The 15,711-nt window shown below is 62.3% G+C and carries 16 protein-coding genes; 13 read left to right on the top strand and 3 right to left on the bottom strand.

Going from position 1 to position 15,711, the window contains the following annotated elements; translation table 11 throughout:
* The first annotated feature begins 46 nt into the window (after positions 1-46).
* The 8 genes from CQ017_RS14455 to CQ017_RS14420 all read left to right on the top strand — a co-directional run bounded on the left by CQ017_RS14455 (position 47) and on the right by CQ017_RS14420 (position 6,631).
* The gene (locus CQ017_RS14455) at positions 47-259 is read left to right on the top strand and encodes an ATP synthase subunit C (protein WP_013348621.1); all 213 of its coding nucleotides are present in this window, start codon (positions 47-49) and stop codon (positions 257-259) included.
* An 82-nt stretch (positions 260-341) separates the two neighbouring features.
* The gene (locus CQ017_RS14450) at positions 342-896 is read left to right on the top strand and encodes a F0F1 ATP synthase subunit B (RefSeq protein WP_096283894.1); all 555 of its coding nucleotides are present in this window, start codon (positions 342-344) and stop codon (positions 894-896) included.
* Positions 896-1,708, top strand: coding sequence for a F0F1 ATP synthase subunit delta (locus CQ017_RS14445; protein ID WP_105554266.1), 813 nt, complete (start codon positions 896-898; stop codon positions 1,706-1,708). Before CQ017_RS14450 ends, CQ017_RS14445 begins: the two co-directional genes overlap by 1 nt.
* 126 nt (positions 1,709-1,834) lie before the next feature.
* Positions 1,835-3,472 (top strand): F0F1 ATP synthase subunit alpha, encoded by a 1,638-nt coding sequence (gene atpA, locus CQ017_RS14440; protein WP_105554265.1) that lies wholly within the window; start codon positions 1,835-1,837, stop codon positions 3,470-3,472.
* 75 nt (positions 3,473-3,547) lie between these two features.
* Complete coding sequence (locus tag CQ017_RS14435) at positions 3,548-4,441, top strand: F0F1 ATP synthase subunit gamma (protein ID WP_096283888.1); 894 nt, start codon at positions 3,548-3,550, stop codon at positions 4,439-4,441.
* A 35-nt stretch (positions 4,442-4,476) separates the two neighbouring features.
* Positions 4,477-5,922: a F0F1 ATP synthase subunit beta gene (atpD, locus tag CQ017_RS14430; protein WP_096283886.1), complete on the top strand. Its 1,446-nt coding sequence runs from the start codon at positions 4,477-4,479 to the stop codon at positions 5,920-5,922.
* Between the two features lie 2 nt (positions 5,923-5,924).
* Positions 5,925-6,194 (top strand): F0F1 ATP synthase subunit epsilon, encoded by a 270-nt coding sequence (locus CQ017_RS14425; protein ID WP_096283884.1) that lies wholly within the window; start codon positions 5,925-5,927, stop codon positions 6,192-6,194.
* A gap of 8 nt (positions 6,195-6,202) precedes the next feature.
* The gene (locus tag CQ017_RS14420) at positions 6,203-6,631 is read left to right on the top strand and encodes a DUF2550 domain-containing protein (RefSeq protein WP_105554264.1); all 429 of its coding nucleotides are present in this window, start codon (positions 6,203-6,205) and stop codon (positions 6,629-6,631) included.
* Positions 6,632-6,712: 81 nt separating this feature from the next.
* Here CQ017_RS14420 and CQ017_RS14415 read toward each other — a convergent pair whose 3' ends face one another.
* Positions 6,713-7,921 (bottom strand): N-acetylglucosamine-6-phosphate deacetylase, encoded by a 1,209-nt coding sequence (locus CQ017_RS14415; protein WP_105554263.1) that lies wholly within the window; start codon positions 7,919-7,921, stop codon positions 6,713-6,715.
* Between the two features lie 9 nt (positions 7,922-7,930).
* Positions 7,931-8,626, bottom strand: a complete 696-nt coding sequence (gene nucS, locus CQ017_RS14410) for an endonuclease NucS (RefSeq protein ID WP_105554262.1) — start codon at positions 8,624-8,626, stop codon at positions 7,931-7,933.
* 55 nt (positions 8,627-8,681) lie between these two features.
* Between nucS and CQ017_RS14405 the strand changes: the two genes are divergently transcribed.
* On the top strand, positions 8,682-9,023 hold the full coding sequence (locus CQ017_RS14405) for an ATP/GTP-binding protein (RefSeq protein ID WP_105554261.1): 342 nt from the start codon (positions 8,682-8,684) through the stop codon (positions 9,021-9,023).
* On the opposite strand, the gene CQ017_RS14400 is transcribed toward CQ017_RS14405, so the two are convergent.
* Positions 9,020-10,294 carry an AI-2E family transporter gene (locus CQ017_RS14400; RefSeq protein ID WP_258133691.1) on the bottom strand — a complete coding sequence of 425 codons (1,275 nt, stop codon included), beginning with the start codon at positions 10,292-10,294 and terminating at the stop codon, positions 9,020-9,022. The two genes, CQ017_RS14405 and CQ017_RS14400, sit on opposite strands and share 4 nt — an antisense overlap.
* A 159-nt stretch (positions 10,295-10,453) precedes the next feature.
* Here CQ017_RS14400 and CQ017_RS14395 point away from each other — a divergent pair, with 159 nt between their 5' ends.
* From CQ017_RS14395 to CQ017_RS14380, 4 genes are all read left to right on the top strand, one after another.
* Positions 10,454-12,220, top strand: coding sequence for a hypothetical protein (locus CQ017_RS14395; protein WP_105554259.1), 1,767 nt, complete (start codon positions 10,454-10,456; stop codon positions 12,218-12,220).
* On the top strand, positions 12,220-13,128 hold the full coding sequence (locus CQ017_RS14390) for a tetratricopeptide repeat protein (protein ID WP_105554258.1): 909 nt from the start codon (positions 12,220-12,222) through the stop codon (positions 13,126-13,128). The genes CQ017_RS14395 and CQ017_RS14390 overlap by 1 nt, the downstream gene beginning before the upstream one ends.
* 152 nt (positions 13,129-13,280) lie before the next feature.
* Positions 13,281-14,039, top strand: a complete 759-nt coding sequence (locus CQ017_RS14385) for an ABC transporter ATP-binding protein (protein ID WP_096283870.1) — start codon at positions 13,281-13,283, stop codon at positions 14,037-14,039.
* Entirely contained in the window at positions 14,021-15,586 is a 1,566-nt protein-coding gene (locus CQ017_RS14380) for a transporter (RefSeq protein ID WP_105554257.1), read from the top strand. The genes CQ017_RS14385 and CQ017_RS14380 overlap by 19 nt, the downstream gene beginning before the upstream one ends.
* Positions 15,587-15,711: the final 125 nt, after the last annotated feature.

Here is a 15,711-nt window from a genome sequence, read left to right as displayed (position 1 = left end):
ACAACCTACCGGCAAAAGTTCGGTATCTTGAAAGGAACATAATCACATGTTGCATGGCTCCCTGAATATGATCGGCTACGGCCTGGCTGCAATCGGTTCGGCAATTGGCGTGGGCTTGATCTTCGCTGCTTACATCAATGGTGTTGCACGTCAGCCAGAAGCTCAGCGCATCCTGCAGCCAATCGCAATGCTTGGCTTCGCACTTGCCGAAGCACTTGCAATTTTGGGCCTGGTTTTCGCTTTCGTTATCGGCGCCTAGTCTTTTCGCGACTGTAGTAGTGGCCTCGCCACTGTTGCGAGGCGTACACACATGCGGAAACTAGTAGATAGGAATAGTGAGAATGAACAGCACTGAATTCATCCTCGCTGCGGGCGAATCGGTTAACCCGCTGTTGCCGAACCCGTGGGAGATTCTCGTCACGGGCGTTGGCTTCGCGGTATTGCTCTTCATCGTCATCAAGGTGATTGCTCCGAAGTTTGAGCAGTCCTATGAAGATCGCGTCACCGCGATCGAAGGTGGACTTGAGAAGGCTGAGGCCGCTCAGAAAGAAGCAGAGGAGACCTTGGCTCAGTACAAGGCCCAGCTTCTGGAAGCGCGCACCGAAGCTAACCGCATCCGTGAGGAAGCACGTAGTGAAGGTGCACAGATCCTTGCCGATCTGAAGACCAAAGCAACCGATGAGGCTACTCGTATCACCGAGCAGGCTCAGCGTCAGATCGAAGCAGAGCGCACCAGCGCCCTTGCTTCGCTTCGCAGCGATGTTGGCTCTTTGGCCACCGAGCTTGCAAGCAAGATTGTTGACGAAGCTCTGCAGGACGATACCCGTGCACAGCGCGTGGTTAATTCGTTCCTGACCGATTTGGAAGCTCAGCAGAATGCAGGTGCATCGAACTAATGGCAAGTGTATCGAGCGAGTCATTGGCAAAGGCCTTGGAGTTCTTGGAACCAAAGCTGGCGCAGGCATCTGTTGATCTGCCGAAGGATCTGTTCGCGGTCCTGGAAGTACTGGATGCAAATGCCGGTCTTCGCCGCGCATTGACTGATCCAGCACGTGAAGCTGCCGCTAAGGCAGGCCTTCTGGCCCAGCTGTTGCGCGGAAAGGTTTCGGCTGACGCCGAAGCAATCGTCGCAGAGTTGGCTTCGTACCGCTGGAGCTCGGAACGCGACATTAGCGATGCGCTCGAAACGCTGGCAGTCACCGCGGTCACCGCGGTGGCAGAGCAGCAGGACGGCGCTTCGGGGCTGGCCAAGCTGGAGCAGGATCTGTTCTCCTTCATCGAGGTAGTTCGTTCTAACCATGAACTACAGCGTGCGTTGGATGAGGCGCAGGCCCCAGCCGAAGCAAAGAGCGCCCTGGCGCTCAAGCTCGTGCCTAACGCGTCGCGAACCTCGAAGGTATTGATCCAGCAAGCGGTGGCAGCTCCTCGTGGGCTCAAGCCAATGGCCTTGGTGGAACGTTTCGTTGAGTTGGTGGCCAAGCGCCAGCAGCGCTGGATCGCTACGGTGACCAGCTCTGTCCAGCTTTCCGAGACTCAGCTTCAGCGACTTCAGCAGGGCTTGAACAAGTTCTACGCTCGCGAGCTGAACCTCAACACCTCCATCGACCCAAAGTTGGTCGGCGGATTGGTGGTCAAGGTTGGCGACGAAGTTGTCGACGCTTCCGTGGCATCACGCGTGGCCGATTTGCGCCGCGCACTGGCTAGCTAGGAATTTTCGGTGGGGGAGCGATCCCCGCATCGAAGTCCTAGCTAACCAGGACCACAACAGACTTCATTCATATTCGATTCGTAATCTTTTTCTACGGATCACAATTTAGGAGAGCAGGGACTGCAGATGGCCGATTTGACCATCAATGCCGACGACGTCCGTAATGCCCTAAACGAGTTCGCTACTTCCTACGAACCGGGTAAGGCAGAGCGTACCGAGGTGGGACGCGTCGTCAGCGCGAGCGACGGCATCGCCAAGGTGGAGGGTCTTCCTTCCGTCATGGCCAACGAGTTGCTCAAGTTCGAAGACGGAACTCTGGGCCTGGCCCAGAACCTTGACACCCGCGAAATCGGTGTTGTCGTGCTTGGTGACTTCACCGGCATCGAAGAGGGCCAGAAGGTTGAGCGCACCGGCGAGATCCTTTCGGTTCCAGTAGGCGACGCCTTCCTGGGCCGCGTGGTTGACCCATTGGGTGAGCCAATGGATAACCTGGGCCCAATCGAGGCCGAGAGCCGCCGTGCACTGGAACTCCAGGCACCAGGCGTCACCCAGCGCAAGAGCGTGCACGAGCCAATGCAGACCGGTCTGAAGGCTATCGACGCCATGATCCCGATCGGCCGTGGCCAGCGTCAGCTGATCATTGGTGACCGCCAGACCGGTAAGACCGCTATCGCGGTTGACACCATCTTGAACCAGCGCGCCAACTGGGCCTCCGGCGACGAGACCAAGCAGGTTCGCTGCATCTACGTAGCGGTTGGACAGAAGGCATCGACCATCGCTGCCGTACGTCAGACCCTCGAAGAGCAGGGCGCTTTGGAGTACACCACCATCGTGGCCTCCCCGGCATCCGACCCAGCTGGCTTCAAGTACCTCGCCCCATACGCAGGCTCGGCCATCGGCCAGCACTGGATGTACGGTGGCAAGCACGTGCTGGTCGTCTTTGACGATCTGTCCAAGCAGGCTGAAGCATACCGCGCCGTGTCGCTGTTGCTGCGCCGTCCACCAGGACGCGAAGCCTACCCAGGCGACGTGTTCTACCTACACTCCCGCCTGCTTGAGCGTTGTGCCAAGCTCTCCGACGAACTCGGTGCAGGTTCGATGACCGGTCTGCCGATCATCGAGACCAAGGCAAACGACGTGGGCGCGTTCATCCCGACCAACGTGATCTCGATCACCGACGGTCAGATCTTCTTGCAGTCGGACCTGTTCAACGCCAACCAGCGTCCAGCCGTCGACGTGGGTATCTCCGTATCCCGCGTGGGTGGTTCGGCGCAGGTCAAGGCCATGAAGAAGGTCTCCGGTACGCTGAAGCTCGAATTGGCCCAGTACCGCGACATGGCGGCCTTCGCCATGTTCGCTTCGGACCTGGACGCCGCTTCCAAGCAGCAGCTCACCCGTGGTGCACGTCTGATGGAACTGCTCAAGCAGGGCCAGTACCAGCCGTACGCCGTGGAAGATCAGGTTGTATCGGTTTGGGCCGGCACCAACGGCTACCTGGACGATGTTCCAGTGGAAGACGTCCGCCGCTTCGAAACCGAGTTCATCGATTACCTGCGTCACCGCACTCAGGTGCTGACCGTTATCGGCCAGACTGGCAAGCTGGAGAACGAGACCGTGGAAGCCATGAAGGCTGCCGTCGTCGACTTCAAGGCTGGCTTCTTCGGTGAAGGCGATGACCAGCTGGTTGCAGCCGGCCACGAAGAGCATGACGCTCTGAACGCCGAGTCCGTCGACCAGGAAAAGATCGTCAAGCAGAAGCGCTGACATTTTCTTTACGCAGGGGTGGGGCGCTGCTAGCGGCGCCACGCCCCGATCGTAAGGATTAAGGAAAGGACACACATGGGAGCCCAGATTCGGGTCTACCGCCAGAAGATCGGTTCGACTTCGTCGATGCGCAAGATCTTCAAGGCGATGGAACTGATCGCTGCATCCCGCATCGGCAAGGCACGTGCGCGTGTTTCGGCTTCATTGCCGTATGCCAATGCGATTACCCGTGCAGTAACCGCCGTCGCGTCCCAGGCCGATGTCGATCACCCATTGACCACCGAGCCGGCGCAGGTTCGCCGCGCCGCGGTCTTGGTTATGACGTCGGACCGAGGCCTCGCCGGGTCCTACTCCGCCAGCGTTCTGAAGCAGGCAGAGCATCTCGTGGAACTCCTGCGTGAGGAAGGCAAGGAAGTCAAGACCTATTTGGTCGGCCGCAAGGCTCAGGCTTACTTCGATTTCCGTTCGCGCGAGTACGCCCGAGTGTGGACCGGGGACACCGATTCCCCGCGTTTCGAAACCGCACGCGAGCTGCGCGAAATCCTCCTAGAGGACTTCGCTACCGATTACGAGCAGGGCGGTGTGGAGGAGATCCACGTCGTATACACCCAGTTCAAGTCGATGGTCACGCAGGAACCGACGGTCATCCGTCTGTTGCCGTTGGAGGTAGTCGAGGATGAGACCGAGACGCCAACCGACGAGTTGTTGCCACTGTACGAATTTGAGCCATCGCCGGAGGAAGTGCTTGACGCGCTGCTTCCGCGGTACATCGATTCGCGATTGTTCAACGCCCAGCTGCAGTCCGCAGCCTCGGAGCTCGCTGCTCGTCAGCGTGCGATGAAGGCTGCTGGCGACAACGCTGGCGAACTAATCAAGAAGTACAAGCGATTGCTCAACAATGCCCGTCAGGCTGAAATCACCCAGGAGCTTTCGGAAATTATTGCCGGCGCAGACGCGCTGAACAGCTAAATTTCGAAACTCCGACCAGACAAGAAGTGAGAAAGATGACTGCCCAACTCAACGAGCAGGTTACCGCAGGGGCCACCGGTCGTATTGCCCGCGTGATTGGCCCGGTCGTGGACGTCGAGTTCCCTGCCGATGCACTGCCTTCAATCTACAACGCCCTCACCGCCGAGCTAACCCTCGCCGGTGTAACCAAGACCATTACCTTCGAGACCAGCCAGCACCTCGGCGACAACATGGTCCGCGCGGTATCCCTCCAGGCCACTGACGGCCTGGTACGCGGTACCCAGGTAATCGACACCGGCGCTTCGATTTCCGTCCCTGTTGGCGACGGCGTCAAGGGCCACATCTTCAACGTTTTGGGCGAAGCCCTGGACGTTGACAACTCGGAGATCCAGGTCACCGAGCGCTGGCCAATCCACCGCCAGCCACCTAAGTTCGCAGACCTTGAGGGCTCGACCGAGATGCTGGAAACCGGCATCAAGTCGATCGACCTTCTCACCCCGTACATCAAGGGTGGCAAGATTGGTCTGTTCGGTGGCGCAGGTGTGGGTAAGACCGTGCTGATCCAGGAAATGATCACCCGTGTGGCACGTAACTTCGGCGGTACCTCGGTATTCGCCGGTGTGGGCGAGCGCACCCGTGAAGGCAACGACCTCTGGGTCGAAATGGAAGAAGCCAACGTTCTGAAGGACACCGCCCTGGTGTTCGGCCAGATGGATGAGCCACCTGGAACTCGCTTGCGCGTGGCACTGTCGGCACTGACCATGGCGGAGTACTTCCGCGATGTGCAGAACCAGGACGTGCTGCTGTTCATCGACAACATCTTCCGCTTCACCCAGGCCGGTTCCGAGGTGTCGACCCTGTTGGGCCGCATGCCTTCGGCCGTGGGTTACCAGCCGAACTTGGCCGATGAGATGGGCCTGCTGCAGGAACGCATCACCTCGACGAAGGGCCGCTCGATCACCTCGATGCAGGCCGTCTACGTCCCGGCCGATGACTACACCGACCCGGCTCCAGCGGCAACCTTCGCTCACTTGGATGCAACCACCGAACTGTCGCGTGAAATCGCGTCGCGTGGTCTGTACCCGGCGATCGATCCGCTGACCTCGACCTCGCGAATCCTGGATCCGCAGTACATCGGTCAGGCGCACTACGACACTGCCATCCGCGTGAAGGCTATTCTGCAGAAGAACAAGGAACTGCAGGACATCATCGCGATCCTCGGCATTGACGAACTGGGCGAAGAGGACAAGATCGTCGTGTCGCGTGCACGCCGCATCCAGCAGTTCCTGTCGCAGAACACCTACACCGCAAAGCAGTTCACCGGTGTTGAGGGTTCGACCGTTGAAATCAAGGACACCATCGAAGGCTTCACGGCCATTTGCGATGGCGACTTGGACCACATCGCAGAGCAGGCGTTCTTCAACATCGGCGGTCTTGATGACGTCGAGCGCCAGTGGGCCGAAATCCAGAAGGCCAGCTAACCATGGCCGAACTTCAGGTCGAAATCGTTGCGGCGGACCACTTCGTGTGGTCCGGCGCTGCGAAGCTGGTCAAGGCACGTTCGGTTGACGGCGAGATCGGCGTTCTGCCCGGTCACGTTCCGATGCTGTCGGTGCTTGCCGCTGGGGATCTGGAAATCGATCCAGTTTCCGAAGCGCGCTTCTCGGTGCAGATCGACGGTGGCTTCTGCTCCGTCGATTCGGATCGCGTAGTGATCGTCGCCGATAACGCTGTGATTGGTACCGCAGCGTAGGCATTGAATTGATCGAGATAACCGCACCAGTTCTGATAGCGCTGCTGGTATTAACCTGCATCGTGTTGTTCTTCGGTGCCATGGGTGTGCGCCGCATTCAATTGCGGCGCACCCTGGGCACCTTCGACGCCTCCATCCGCACGCCCAAGGGCCGCTGGATGATGGCGATCGGCCGCTACGGCGGGGGACATCTGGACCTGTTGCGGTTTTTCTCTGTCTCCCCGGTGCCCAGCTACGTGCTGCAGCGCCGCGGATTAGAAATGAACGGTTGGCGTCGGCCCAGCGAGGATGAAGCGATGCAGATTCCTCCGGGGTTCGTCATCGTGCAGCTCACCCAATCGGGCGAAGAGCAGCTGCTGGCGATGGACTACCGCGACTACACGGGTTTCTCCGCCTGGCTTGAAGCCGGGCCGATCGCCGGCAGCTGGCAAATCTGAGCCAGCGCCGCAAAAACGCATCCCGCCGTGTCCACCCATTGGGTGGACACGGCGGGATGCGCTGTTTAAACCGGATGCGGGCTAGAGGACCTGCCCGTTGCGGATCACCTGCTGCAGCTGCAGCTTCGCGTCAAGCATCACCACGTCGGCGCAGAAGCCATAGTGCAGGCTGCCGACCTCGTCGGCCAGGCCGATCAGCGCGGCGGGGATGGAGGTGGCGGACTCGATGGCCCGGGTCAGCGGGATGCCCGCGTCGACCGTGCAGCGCAGCACCTCAAGCAGGGTGCTGGTGCCACCGGCCAGCGAACCGTCGGCCAGGCGGGCCTGCGAATCCTTGACCTCAACCTGCGCCGGGCCCAGCGAGTAGTGCCCGTCGCTCAGCCCCGTGGCGGCCATCGAATCGCTGACCAGCACCACATGGCGCCCGCCGATCAGGTTGAACACCAGGCGGACCGTATCGGGGGACAGGTGCACATCATCGGCGATGAGTTCCACGAAGGCGTTGCCGCGCGAGGCCTCCTCCAGGCAGGCGGCCACCGGACCGGGCTCACGGTGATGCAGCGGAGGCATGCCGTTGAACAGGTGGGTGACGGTGGGCTTCTCGGTGAAGCCGTCCACCCCGGCGTTGCTCAGCTGGTCGCGGGCGTAGCGCAGGGATGCGGCGGTGACCTCGGCGCTCGCGTTCGTGTGCCCTAGGGAGGGCACGACGCCGAGGATCACCAGCTGTTCGATCAGCTCCTCGCAGCCGGCCAGCTCCGGGGCGTAGGTCATGGTGCGCAGCTGGCCGCGGCTGGCGGCCACGAGCTCTTCGACAAATTCGGGGTCCGGGTCGGTGAGGTAGCGCGGATCTTGCGCCCCGCAGCGCGCCGCTGAAAGGAAGGGGCCTTCGGCGTGGATGCCGGCGATCTGGCCCGCCTCGGCGAATTCGGCCAGAATTTCGGCCGCCCGGGTCATCTCGCCCTGCTCGGCGGTGACCAGCGAGGCGAGCAGGGTGGTGGTGCCGGCGCGGTGCAGGTACTCCAGGGCGTCGGTGACCGGCCCGTGTTCCGGGGCGGCGAAATCGGCGCCGAGGGCCCCGTGGCAGTGCAGGTCGATCAGCCCGGGGATGAGGATGGTGCCTTCGGGCACCGGATAGTCGGTGAATTCTTCCGCCTCGGGCAGGGCGAGCCAGTCGTCGCGGTTGCCCGCGAAACGGATTCGATCGTCCTCGATGGCCAGCACGCCATCGCTGACTTCCTGTCCATCGGAGACGAGAGTGGCGAAAATGGCGTAACGCGAAGCGGTATTCATGTACCTAGCTTAGAAGAGTCTGCCCGCAGAGTCATCGACTCCGCGCATTGCATCGTAATCCAGGGTCAGGCAGCGGATCCCGCGGTCCTCGGCCAGGGTGCGGGCCTGCGGCTTGATCTGCTGTGCGGCGAACACTCCGGTGACCGGTTTGAGCAGCGGATCGCGGTTGAGCAGCTCCAGGTAGCGGGTGAGCTGCTCGACACCGTCGATGTCTCCGCGGCGTTTGAGTTCCACCGCCACCGCGGCGCCGGAGGAATCGCGCGCCAGGATGTCCACCGGGCCGATGGCGGTCATGTACTCGCGGCGCACCAGCCGGTGACCGTCGCCGAGCAGCCCGATCTGCTCCGCCAGCAGGCGCTGCAGATCGGCCTCCACGCCGTCCTTGATCAGCCCCGGGTCCACGCCGAGCTCATGAGCCGAATCGTGCTCGATCGAATGGAAGCTGATGGTCAACTTGTCATCGGTCTTCGCGCTGGTCACATGCCAGACGCTGAGCGCGCCGAGGGCGGCGGCGTCCTCATCGGGACTCGCCTCACGTAATACCAGCGGCGGATTCATCCAGTTCAACGGCTTGTAACTGCCGCCGTCGGAATGGATCAGCACCGAACCATCGGCCTTGACCATGATCAGCCGGGTAGCTAGGGGGAGGTGGGCTCGAAGACGGCCCTCGTAATCTACTGAACACTTTGCAACCACTAAACGCACCCGACCTACTTTACCGGTTCGTGCCGCCGGTGCGCGATACGGCATGATTAAAGGCATGCCACGTTCGAACCGCCCGCGCCGCAAACCAGGATCCGCACCGAATGCTCGTTCGCGGTCCAGCGCGCCGCAGGGCAATGACGAAGATTGGATGCAGCGCGCCCGCTATGGGGTGGTGCGCCTGCAGGATGCCCCGGACGGGCAATGGCATGTGCGCAAGGTGTCCCCGCTGAACGCGGTGAAAACCTACACCTGCCCGGGCTGCCATCGAATGATCACCCCGGGCGTGGCGCACCTGGTGACCTGGCGGGCCGATCATTGGTCCGGGGACGATGCGGCCGCGGCGAATCGCCGGCACTGGCATCCGAACTGCTGGGAATCGCGCTCCTACCGCTACTAGAGCCGGTCCTGGCGGGCGATGAACACCTCGCGCAGCAGGATCATCGCCGAGGCGGCGACCGGGATGGCCATCAGCGCCCCGGTGATCCCCACCAGCGTGCCGCCGGCGATCACCGAGATCACCGCGACGGCCCCGGGCACCGCGACGGCCTTGTTCATTATGCGCGGGGAGACGAAGTAGGCCTCCAGCTGCAGGTAGCCGAAGTAGCAGACCGCGTAGATCAGCGCCGTCTGCCAGCCCAGGGTGAGGGTGACTAGGGTGACCAGCACCCCGGCGATCACCGCGCCGACCAGCGGAATGAAGGCCAGCATCGCGACCAGCAAGGTCAGCAACGCCGCGAAGGGGACCTCCAGCAGGGTCATCAGCGCCAGCGCGACGAGCGCGTTGAGCACCGCCACCGAGGCCTGGCCCATGACGTAGTTGCCCACCGAGCGGGTGATGCGGGTAGCGATTTCGCTGGCGCGCGTCCGCTTGGAACGCGGGACCAGGCGCATCGAAAACGACATCATGCCCGGCAGCGAGGCGAGGAAGTAGATCGCCAGGACCAGCACGATCAGTACGCCGAACATCGACTGGGCCACCGTCTGGGAGACGCCCAGCACGCCGCCGAACACGTTGGTGACCGCGCCGGAATCGCCGAAGAAGCGCTGCACCTCGGTATTAACGCGCGCCGAGAGCGCATACTGCGCATCGATCTGCCTGACCCACTGGCTGTTGAGGAAGTTGTCGGTGATTTCCGGGGCGCGGGAGATGAATTGGGTGATCTGCGTGACCAGCGTCGGGATGATCAGCGCCATGAACCCCGCGAAGATTGCCAGCAACCCGACCATTGTGGAGGTGACCGCCAGCGGCCGGTTCAACCCGCGGCGCATCAGGAACCGCACCACCGGGTCCAGTCCCAGGGCGATGAACAGGGCGATCGCAATCCAGGTGATCAGCGAGCCGACATTGGTCAGCAGGTAGTAGCCGGCCAGCGCCATTCCCACGCCGATGGTGCCCAAGAAGCCCATGGAGATCGGGTGCAGGGCGGGGATCGGCTCGGGGGTCCCCTGATCAGTGGCCTCCGGGAGCTCACCGAACGCGTTGGGGCGGCGCGGGGACTTCAGCAGTGCGTTCACCTTGGCGGAAAGCCGGCGCGCCCACTGCGCGGTGGGGGATTCGGGCTCGGTGGAACCCTGCTCGGGCTGCCCGGCGGACGGCTCGGTGGCGGAGGGGTGCGCGGGGTTGGTTGCCGGGTCCGGAAGTTCATTGGGCGGCTGATTACTCTCCATGGCACCGAGCATACCGCCGGAATGGGTTCTGAAAGTGCTCTATGACACTCCGACATGGTCATTTGAGCCACTTCACAGGTAGATCGCGGAACCATTGGGGCGATGGACTCGTTAGACTTGTGAAAGAACAGCTGTGACCGTTGGCGAATAGGTGAAGTCGTGCGAAAAGTTATCTCCGTGATCGCGATCCTGCTTGGGGCCGTTGCCCTGGTGGTAGGGATCGGACAGAAGACCTTTTGGGCTCCGCCCGAAACGGTCACCGCAAGCATGCCAGAATTTGAATCCGAGGCGCCGCTGACGGTTATCCAACCGTCGGTGCAGAATGCCAATGCCGAACCGGTGGAGCTGGTGATCAGCGGAGACGGCGAGTTCACCGCCTCGCTGGCGCGCAGCTACGACGTCGAGGCGTGGGTCGACAACGCCTCCCATGTCGAGCTGACCGGCGTGGACCGCGAAAACCACCAGCTGGTCGCCGAACTGATCGACGGGGAGAAGAAGACCCCGAACCCGGCTGGCGATGACCTGTTCTTCGACTCACAGAAGGCCGATGGCACGATGACCTACCGCTGGACCGCGCCGGATAACGGCGACTGGTCGCTGCTGCTGGCCGCCGATGGCACCAAGGCGGCGCCAACCGATATTTCGGTCACCTATGCCAACGACGATGCCATGCCATGGGCGCTGCCGCTGATCATCATCGGCGCGCTGCTGCTCGTCTTCGGTGTGGCCCTGCTGCTGATGCGCGTGATCAAGCCTTCCAAGCCTGCACGCCGCGGAGAAGCTGCCTCCCCGAGCGCCAAGGGCGGCTCGACCACGCAGAACTCGCTGGCCATGGCCGCGGTGCTCGCCTTGGCCGTGGGCGGGGTCAGCGTGCCGATGGCACCGTCGGAAGACAAGCCAGCCGAATCGGCCAAGGCATCGGACTCCGCGAAATCCGAGGAATCGGAGAAAGCGGAGGAATCCAAGCCCGCCGACGACTCGAAGCCGGCCGACGAATCGACGTCCGCGGAAGCCGAACCCGATAGCTACCCGGTGCTCACCGAGGAGCAGCTGCAGCGGATCCTGGGCGACGTGGAGAAGCAGATCGGCAAGGCCGACGAGAAGAATACGAAGAAGGACCTGGATGCCCGTACCTCCGGTGCCTTCAAGGACCTGCGCACCAAGCGCTACGACATCCTGAATGACGACATCAAGATCGCCAAGCCGCTGGCGCTGAAGACCGCGGTGATTCGCTCGGCCGCCGTGCCAAATAGCTCCGAGGCGAAATTCCCGCGGGTGATCTCGGTGGTGACCGCAAAGGACTCGGATCCGGCCACCTTGCCGATGGCGTTGACCCTGAAGCAGGACAGCGCTCGCGAAAACTACAAGGTCAGCTTCGCCGCGCAGATGCTGCCGAACTCGACCTTCCCGGGCATCGCGGTGGGCGACCCCTCGATCCAGCAGCTGGGCAGCAATGCCGAAGGGCTGAAGGTCAAGCCGGAAGAGGCGCTCGATCAGCTCGCGGACGTGTTGACCAACGAGAAGTCCAAGCACAAGGGCAACTTCGCGGAATCCGAATTCATCAAGGCGATCCACTCGGGGCAGAAGAAGGAAAAGGAAGAAGCCAACGAGGCGAATGTGAAGTACTCGCGCTCGGTCAACAAGAAGGACACGCAGGTGATCTCCACCCCCGATGGCGGTGCGATCGTCACCGGCCGGCTGAACCAGAAGGCAGTATTCGAGCGCACCGAGGATGCAGATCCGCTGGAGAGCGCCGACGAGCTGACCAAGAAGTTGCTTGGATCGAGCACCTCTACCGGTAACGTAGAGATCACGTACGCCGAACCGGTGATGATGTACATCCCAGCGTCCGGCAATGACGACAAGATTCAGCTTGTCGCCAGCGAGGTAGTGTTGCTGAGCGTCAAGCAGGCGGAGGAGAACTAATGACCGAACCACATATTCCCTCGGCGCGCGGAGCCATCGATTTAGGCTCCCTGGCCGCCCACGGCCCGCAGGCCACCGAGGAGAACGCACCCGGCGCGGCGGCTAGCTGGACGCTGACCCTGGACGAGGCCGCATTCCAGCAGTTTGTCGGGCTCTCCCAGCAGGTGCCGGCGATCGTCTCCCTGGGTTCGCCTCGGGTGCAGGTCTCCGCAGACCTCGACGCCGCGCTGAAAACCCTCGTGGATCGCCGCGCTGGCAAGATGGTGCTCGGCCTGGTGGACGCGGAGAAGTACCCGAATATCGCCCAAGCGTTCAAGGCGGAGCAGATCCCGATGGTGATCGCGTTGGTCAACGGCCAGCCGGTCCCGCTCTTCCAAGGCCCGGCAGCTGCCGAGCAGATCGACCAGGTGCTCAACCAGCTGGCCGAACTGGGCGTGCAGCAGGGCTTGGCCGGGAGCGTTCCGGCCTTCTCCGGCGGAAGCGAAGAGCAGCCATTGCCGCCGCTGCACCAAAAGGCGGTGGATGCGATCGACGCCGGTGACTACGCCGCCGCCGAGGCAGCCTACCTTGAGGCGCTCAACGAAAAGCCCAACGATCAGGACGCCCAGGTCGGCGTCTACCAGGTGCGTTTGCTCTCCCGCACGCAGGCCCTGGAGCTGAACGAGGCGCGAGCCGCCGCGGCAGAAAACCCGGATGATCTCACCGCGCAGCTGAACGTTGCGGATCTGGACCTGGTCGGCGGACATGTGGAAGACGCCTTCGCCCGGCTGGTCTCGCTGATCTCGCGGTTGGCCGATGAAGACCGCGAACGGATCCGCCGCCGGCTGATCGAGCTCTACGCGGTGATCGGCAACGCGGATCCGCGCGTGGCGGCATCGCGCCAGAAGCTGGCCCGCGTGCTGTTCTAAGCACCCGCAGCCCATGACGGCCCACTTTCATTGCTCAGGCGATGAAAGTGGGCCGTTTTATTCTGCCCGGATGCTCCTACCACGGGCCTGGGCTACGAGATTAACTCCAAAGGATGATGCGTCTTGACTTGGCAGGTTGATATTCTCGACACATGAATAGCATGGCGCTCGAAATAAGGAACCTTGCCAAGCAATTTGGTGACAAGGTGGCGGTGAACAATGTCAGCCTCCAGGTGCCCGCCAAGTCCTTCTATGGACTAGTCGGACCCAATGGTGCAGGCAAAACGACGATGCTTTCAATGGCGACCGGACTGCTGCGCCCGGATCAGGGCAGCGCGCTGGTCAACGGGGTGGACATCTGGGCGGAGCCGCACACCGCCAAGCGGACCCTGGGCGTGCTCGCCGACGGGGTGCGCCAATTCGACCGGCTGACCGGCCGGCAGCTGGTGACCTACGCCGGCCTGCTGCGCGGCATGGACCGCGAGGAGGTCACCACGCGCACCGAAGACCTGCTGCGCGTGATGGATTTGAGCGCGGACGGCGACAAACTCGTCGTGGACTACTCCGCGGGCATGACCAAGAAGATTTCGCTAGCGACCGCGATGATCCACTCGCCGAAGCTGCTGGTGCTCGATGAGCCCTTCGAAGCGGTGGACCCGGTTTCCGCGGCGAATATCCGCGACATCCTCAACGACTACGTCGCCTTCGGCGGCACCGTGATCGTTTCTTCGCACGTGATGGACCTGGTCCAGCGCATGTGCTCGCATGTGGCGGTCATCGACGGCGGCGTGCTCAAGGCCTCGGGCACGGTGGACGAGGTACGCGACGGGATGTCCTTGGAGGACCGCTTCGTCGATCTGGTCGGCGGCCGTGGCACAAGTGAAGGGCTGTCATGGTTGCGTACATCCTAAAGCTGAAGCTGCGGCTACTGGCCAACGGCTTCAAGCGCAGCCCGTGGCAGCTGGCGGGCGTGATCATCGGTGGGCTTTACGCGCTGGGCATGGTGGTGATGCTGTCGCTGGCCATGTGGTTTAGCGCCGACAACTTAGAGGCGCGCGGCTGGGTGAGCGTGCTGGTCGGTTCGGTGATTGTGCTCGGTTGGGCGGTGATCCCGCCGATGATCACCGGTGTGGACCTGACCCTGGAGCCACAGCGCTTCGTCCACTTCGGCATCGAGGCCAAGACCTTGGCCCGCGGGCTGATCCTCGCCGGGTTCATCTCGGTTCCGGCCTTTCTGACGATGCTTGCGGTGCTGGGCTTTTCCACGATCTGGCGACTGGATCCATTGGCGCTCATCGTTGGGCTGCTCTGTGCGATCGGCACCTGGGTGATGGCGATTCTGCTCTGCCAGTACCTGACGATCATGGCCACCGCGCTGCGCGCCAAGCGCCGTTTCCGCGAGCTGTCTTTCGGTGTGCTGTTCTTGCTGTTGATCAGCCTGGGCCCGATCATCACCACGATCGCCACCAACGTCGAATCGATCTTCGACCTGCTGATCCCCGCCACCAAGGTCCTTGCGTTCACCCCGCTCGGTGCCTTTGCAGCCGTGCCAAATGACTTTGCCACCGGTCAGTTCGCGGCCTTGGGGCTGCACCTTGCGTTGGCGCTGGTCTACCTGGCCGGGCTGTATCTCTTGCTGACCCGAGCCACCGGCAAGGCCACGGTCACTCCGCCGGCCGCGCAGCGTGCATCGAGCGCGAAGGGATTGGGGTTCTTCAAAATCACCCCGGCTACGCCCAGCGGCGCGGTGGCCGCGCGCGCCCTGACCTATTGGTTCAAAGACCCGCGCTATGCGTTGAGCGTGATCATGGTGCCGATGCTCCCGATCATCTTCTACTTTGCCAGCGGAACCACGGGAAACTACTCCATGATGCTGCTGCTCGGTCCGTTGATCGGCATTTTGATGGGTTTCTCGATCTCCGCGGATGTCTCCTATGACAACACCGCCTTTGCGCTGCATGTGCTGACCGGTGTGACGGGCAAGGACGATCGTTTGGGCCGCGTGCTGGCGTGCTTCGCACTGGTCATCGTGCCGCTGATCCTGGCCGCGGTCTTGCCGGCCACGCTGACCGGTCAGCCGTGGCGTATTCCCGGCGATCTGGGAATGTCCATAGGAGCGTTCCTGATTGCGTTGGGCGTCGCCTCGATCGCTTCGGCGCGGTACACCTACGCGGTGCCGCTGCCTGGGGACAATCCGATGAAGACTCCGCCAGGCAATGGTGCCCGCGTGGCGCTGACTCAGCTGGCGACCTTTGGCATCATGGGTGTGCTGCTGATTCCAACGCTAGTGCCATATATCTTCGGTTGGGTGACTCAATCGATGCTGGCCGGATACATTACCGTCGCGGTCGGCCTGATCACCGGTTCCATCATGCTGTTCCTTGGGATCAAGATTGGTGGCAAGACCATGGACGCGCGTCAGCCGGAGCTGATGCAAGCGGTGCTGGTCAACCGCTAGACAGCAAACCCTGCAACGCCCGCATCAACCGGGTCGGATTTTCTCCGACCCGGTTGATGCGGGCGTTGTCTTAACTCACGAACTAACCGAATTGATGCCCTGGTCTCCTGCGCCTTGCGCGGTCA

It is taken from the genome of Arthrobacter sp. MYb224 (genome assembly GCF_002975455.1).
In the GTDB taxonomy this organism is placed as follows: domain Bacteria; phylum Actinomycetota; class Actinomycetes; order Actinomycetales; family Micrococcaceae; genus Glutamicibacter.
The sequence above is the reverse complement of the archived record's forward strand: the minus strand, read 5'-3'. Positions and strand labels throughout refer to the sequence as shown.

Coding starts and splice junctions, on each gene's coding strand:
- CQ017_RS14455 (WP_013348621.1), top strand. CDS start 47: ATGTTGCATGGCTCCCTGAATATGATCGGCTACGGCCTGGCTGCAATC.
- CQ017_RS14450 (WP_096283894.1), top strand. CDS start 342: ATGAACAGCACTGAATTCATCCTCGCTGCGGGCGAATCGGTTAACCCG.
- CQ017_RS14445 (WP_105554266.1), top strand. CDS start 896: ATGGCAAGTGTATCGAGCGAGTCATTGGCAAAGGCCTTGGAGTTCTTG.
- atpA (WP_105554265.1), top strand. CDS start 1,835: ATGGCCGATTTGACCATCAATGCCGACGACGTCCGTAATGCCCTAAAC.
- CQ017_RS14435 (WP_096283888.1), top strand. CDS start 3,548: ATGGGAGCCCAGATTCGGGTCTACCGCCAGAAGATCGGTTCGACTTCG.
- atpD (WP_096283886.1), top strand. CDS start 4,477: ATGACTGCCCAACTCAACGAGCAGGTTACCGCAGGGGCCACCGGTCGT.
- CQ017_RS14425 (WP_096283884.1), top strand. CDS start 5,925: ATGGCCGAACTTCAGGTCGAAATCGTTGCGGCGGACCACTTCGTGTGG.
- CQ017_RS14415 (WP_105554263.1), bottom strand. CDS start 7,921: ATGAATACCGCTTCGCGTTACGCCATTTTCGCCACTCTCGTCTCCGAT.
- CQ017_RS14405 (WP_105554261.1), top strand. CDS start 8,682: ATGCCACGTTCGAACCGCCCGCGCCGCAAACCAGGATCCGCACCGAAT.
- CQ017_RS14400 (WP_258133691.1), bottom strand. CDS start 10,294: ATGGAGAGTAATCAGCCGCCCAATGAACTTCCGGACCCGGCAACCAAC.
- CQ017_RS14390 (WP_105554258.1), top strand. CDS start 12,220: ATGACCGAACCACATATTCCCTCGGCGCGCGGAGCCATCGATTTAGGC.
- CQ017_RS14385 (WP_096283870.1), top strand. CDS start 13,281: ATGAATAGCATGGCGCTCGAAATAAGGAACCTTGCCAAGCAATTTGGT.
- CQ017_RS14380 (WP_105554257.1), top strand. CDS start 14,021: ATGGTTGCGTACATCCTAAAGCTGAAGCTGCGGCTACTGGCCAACGGC.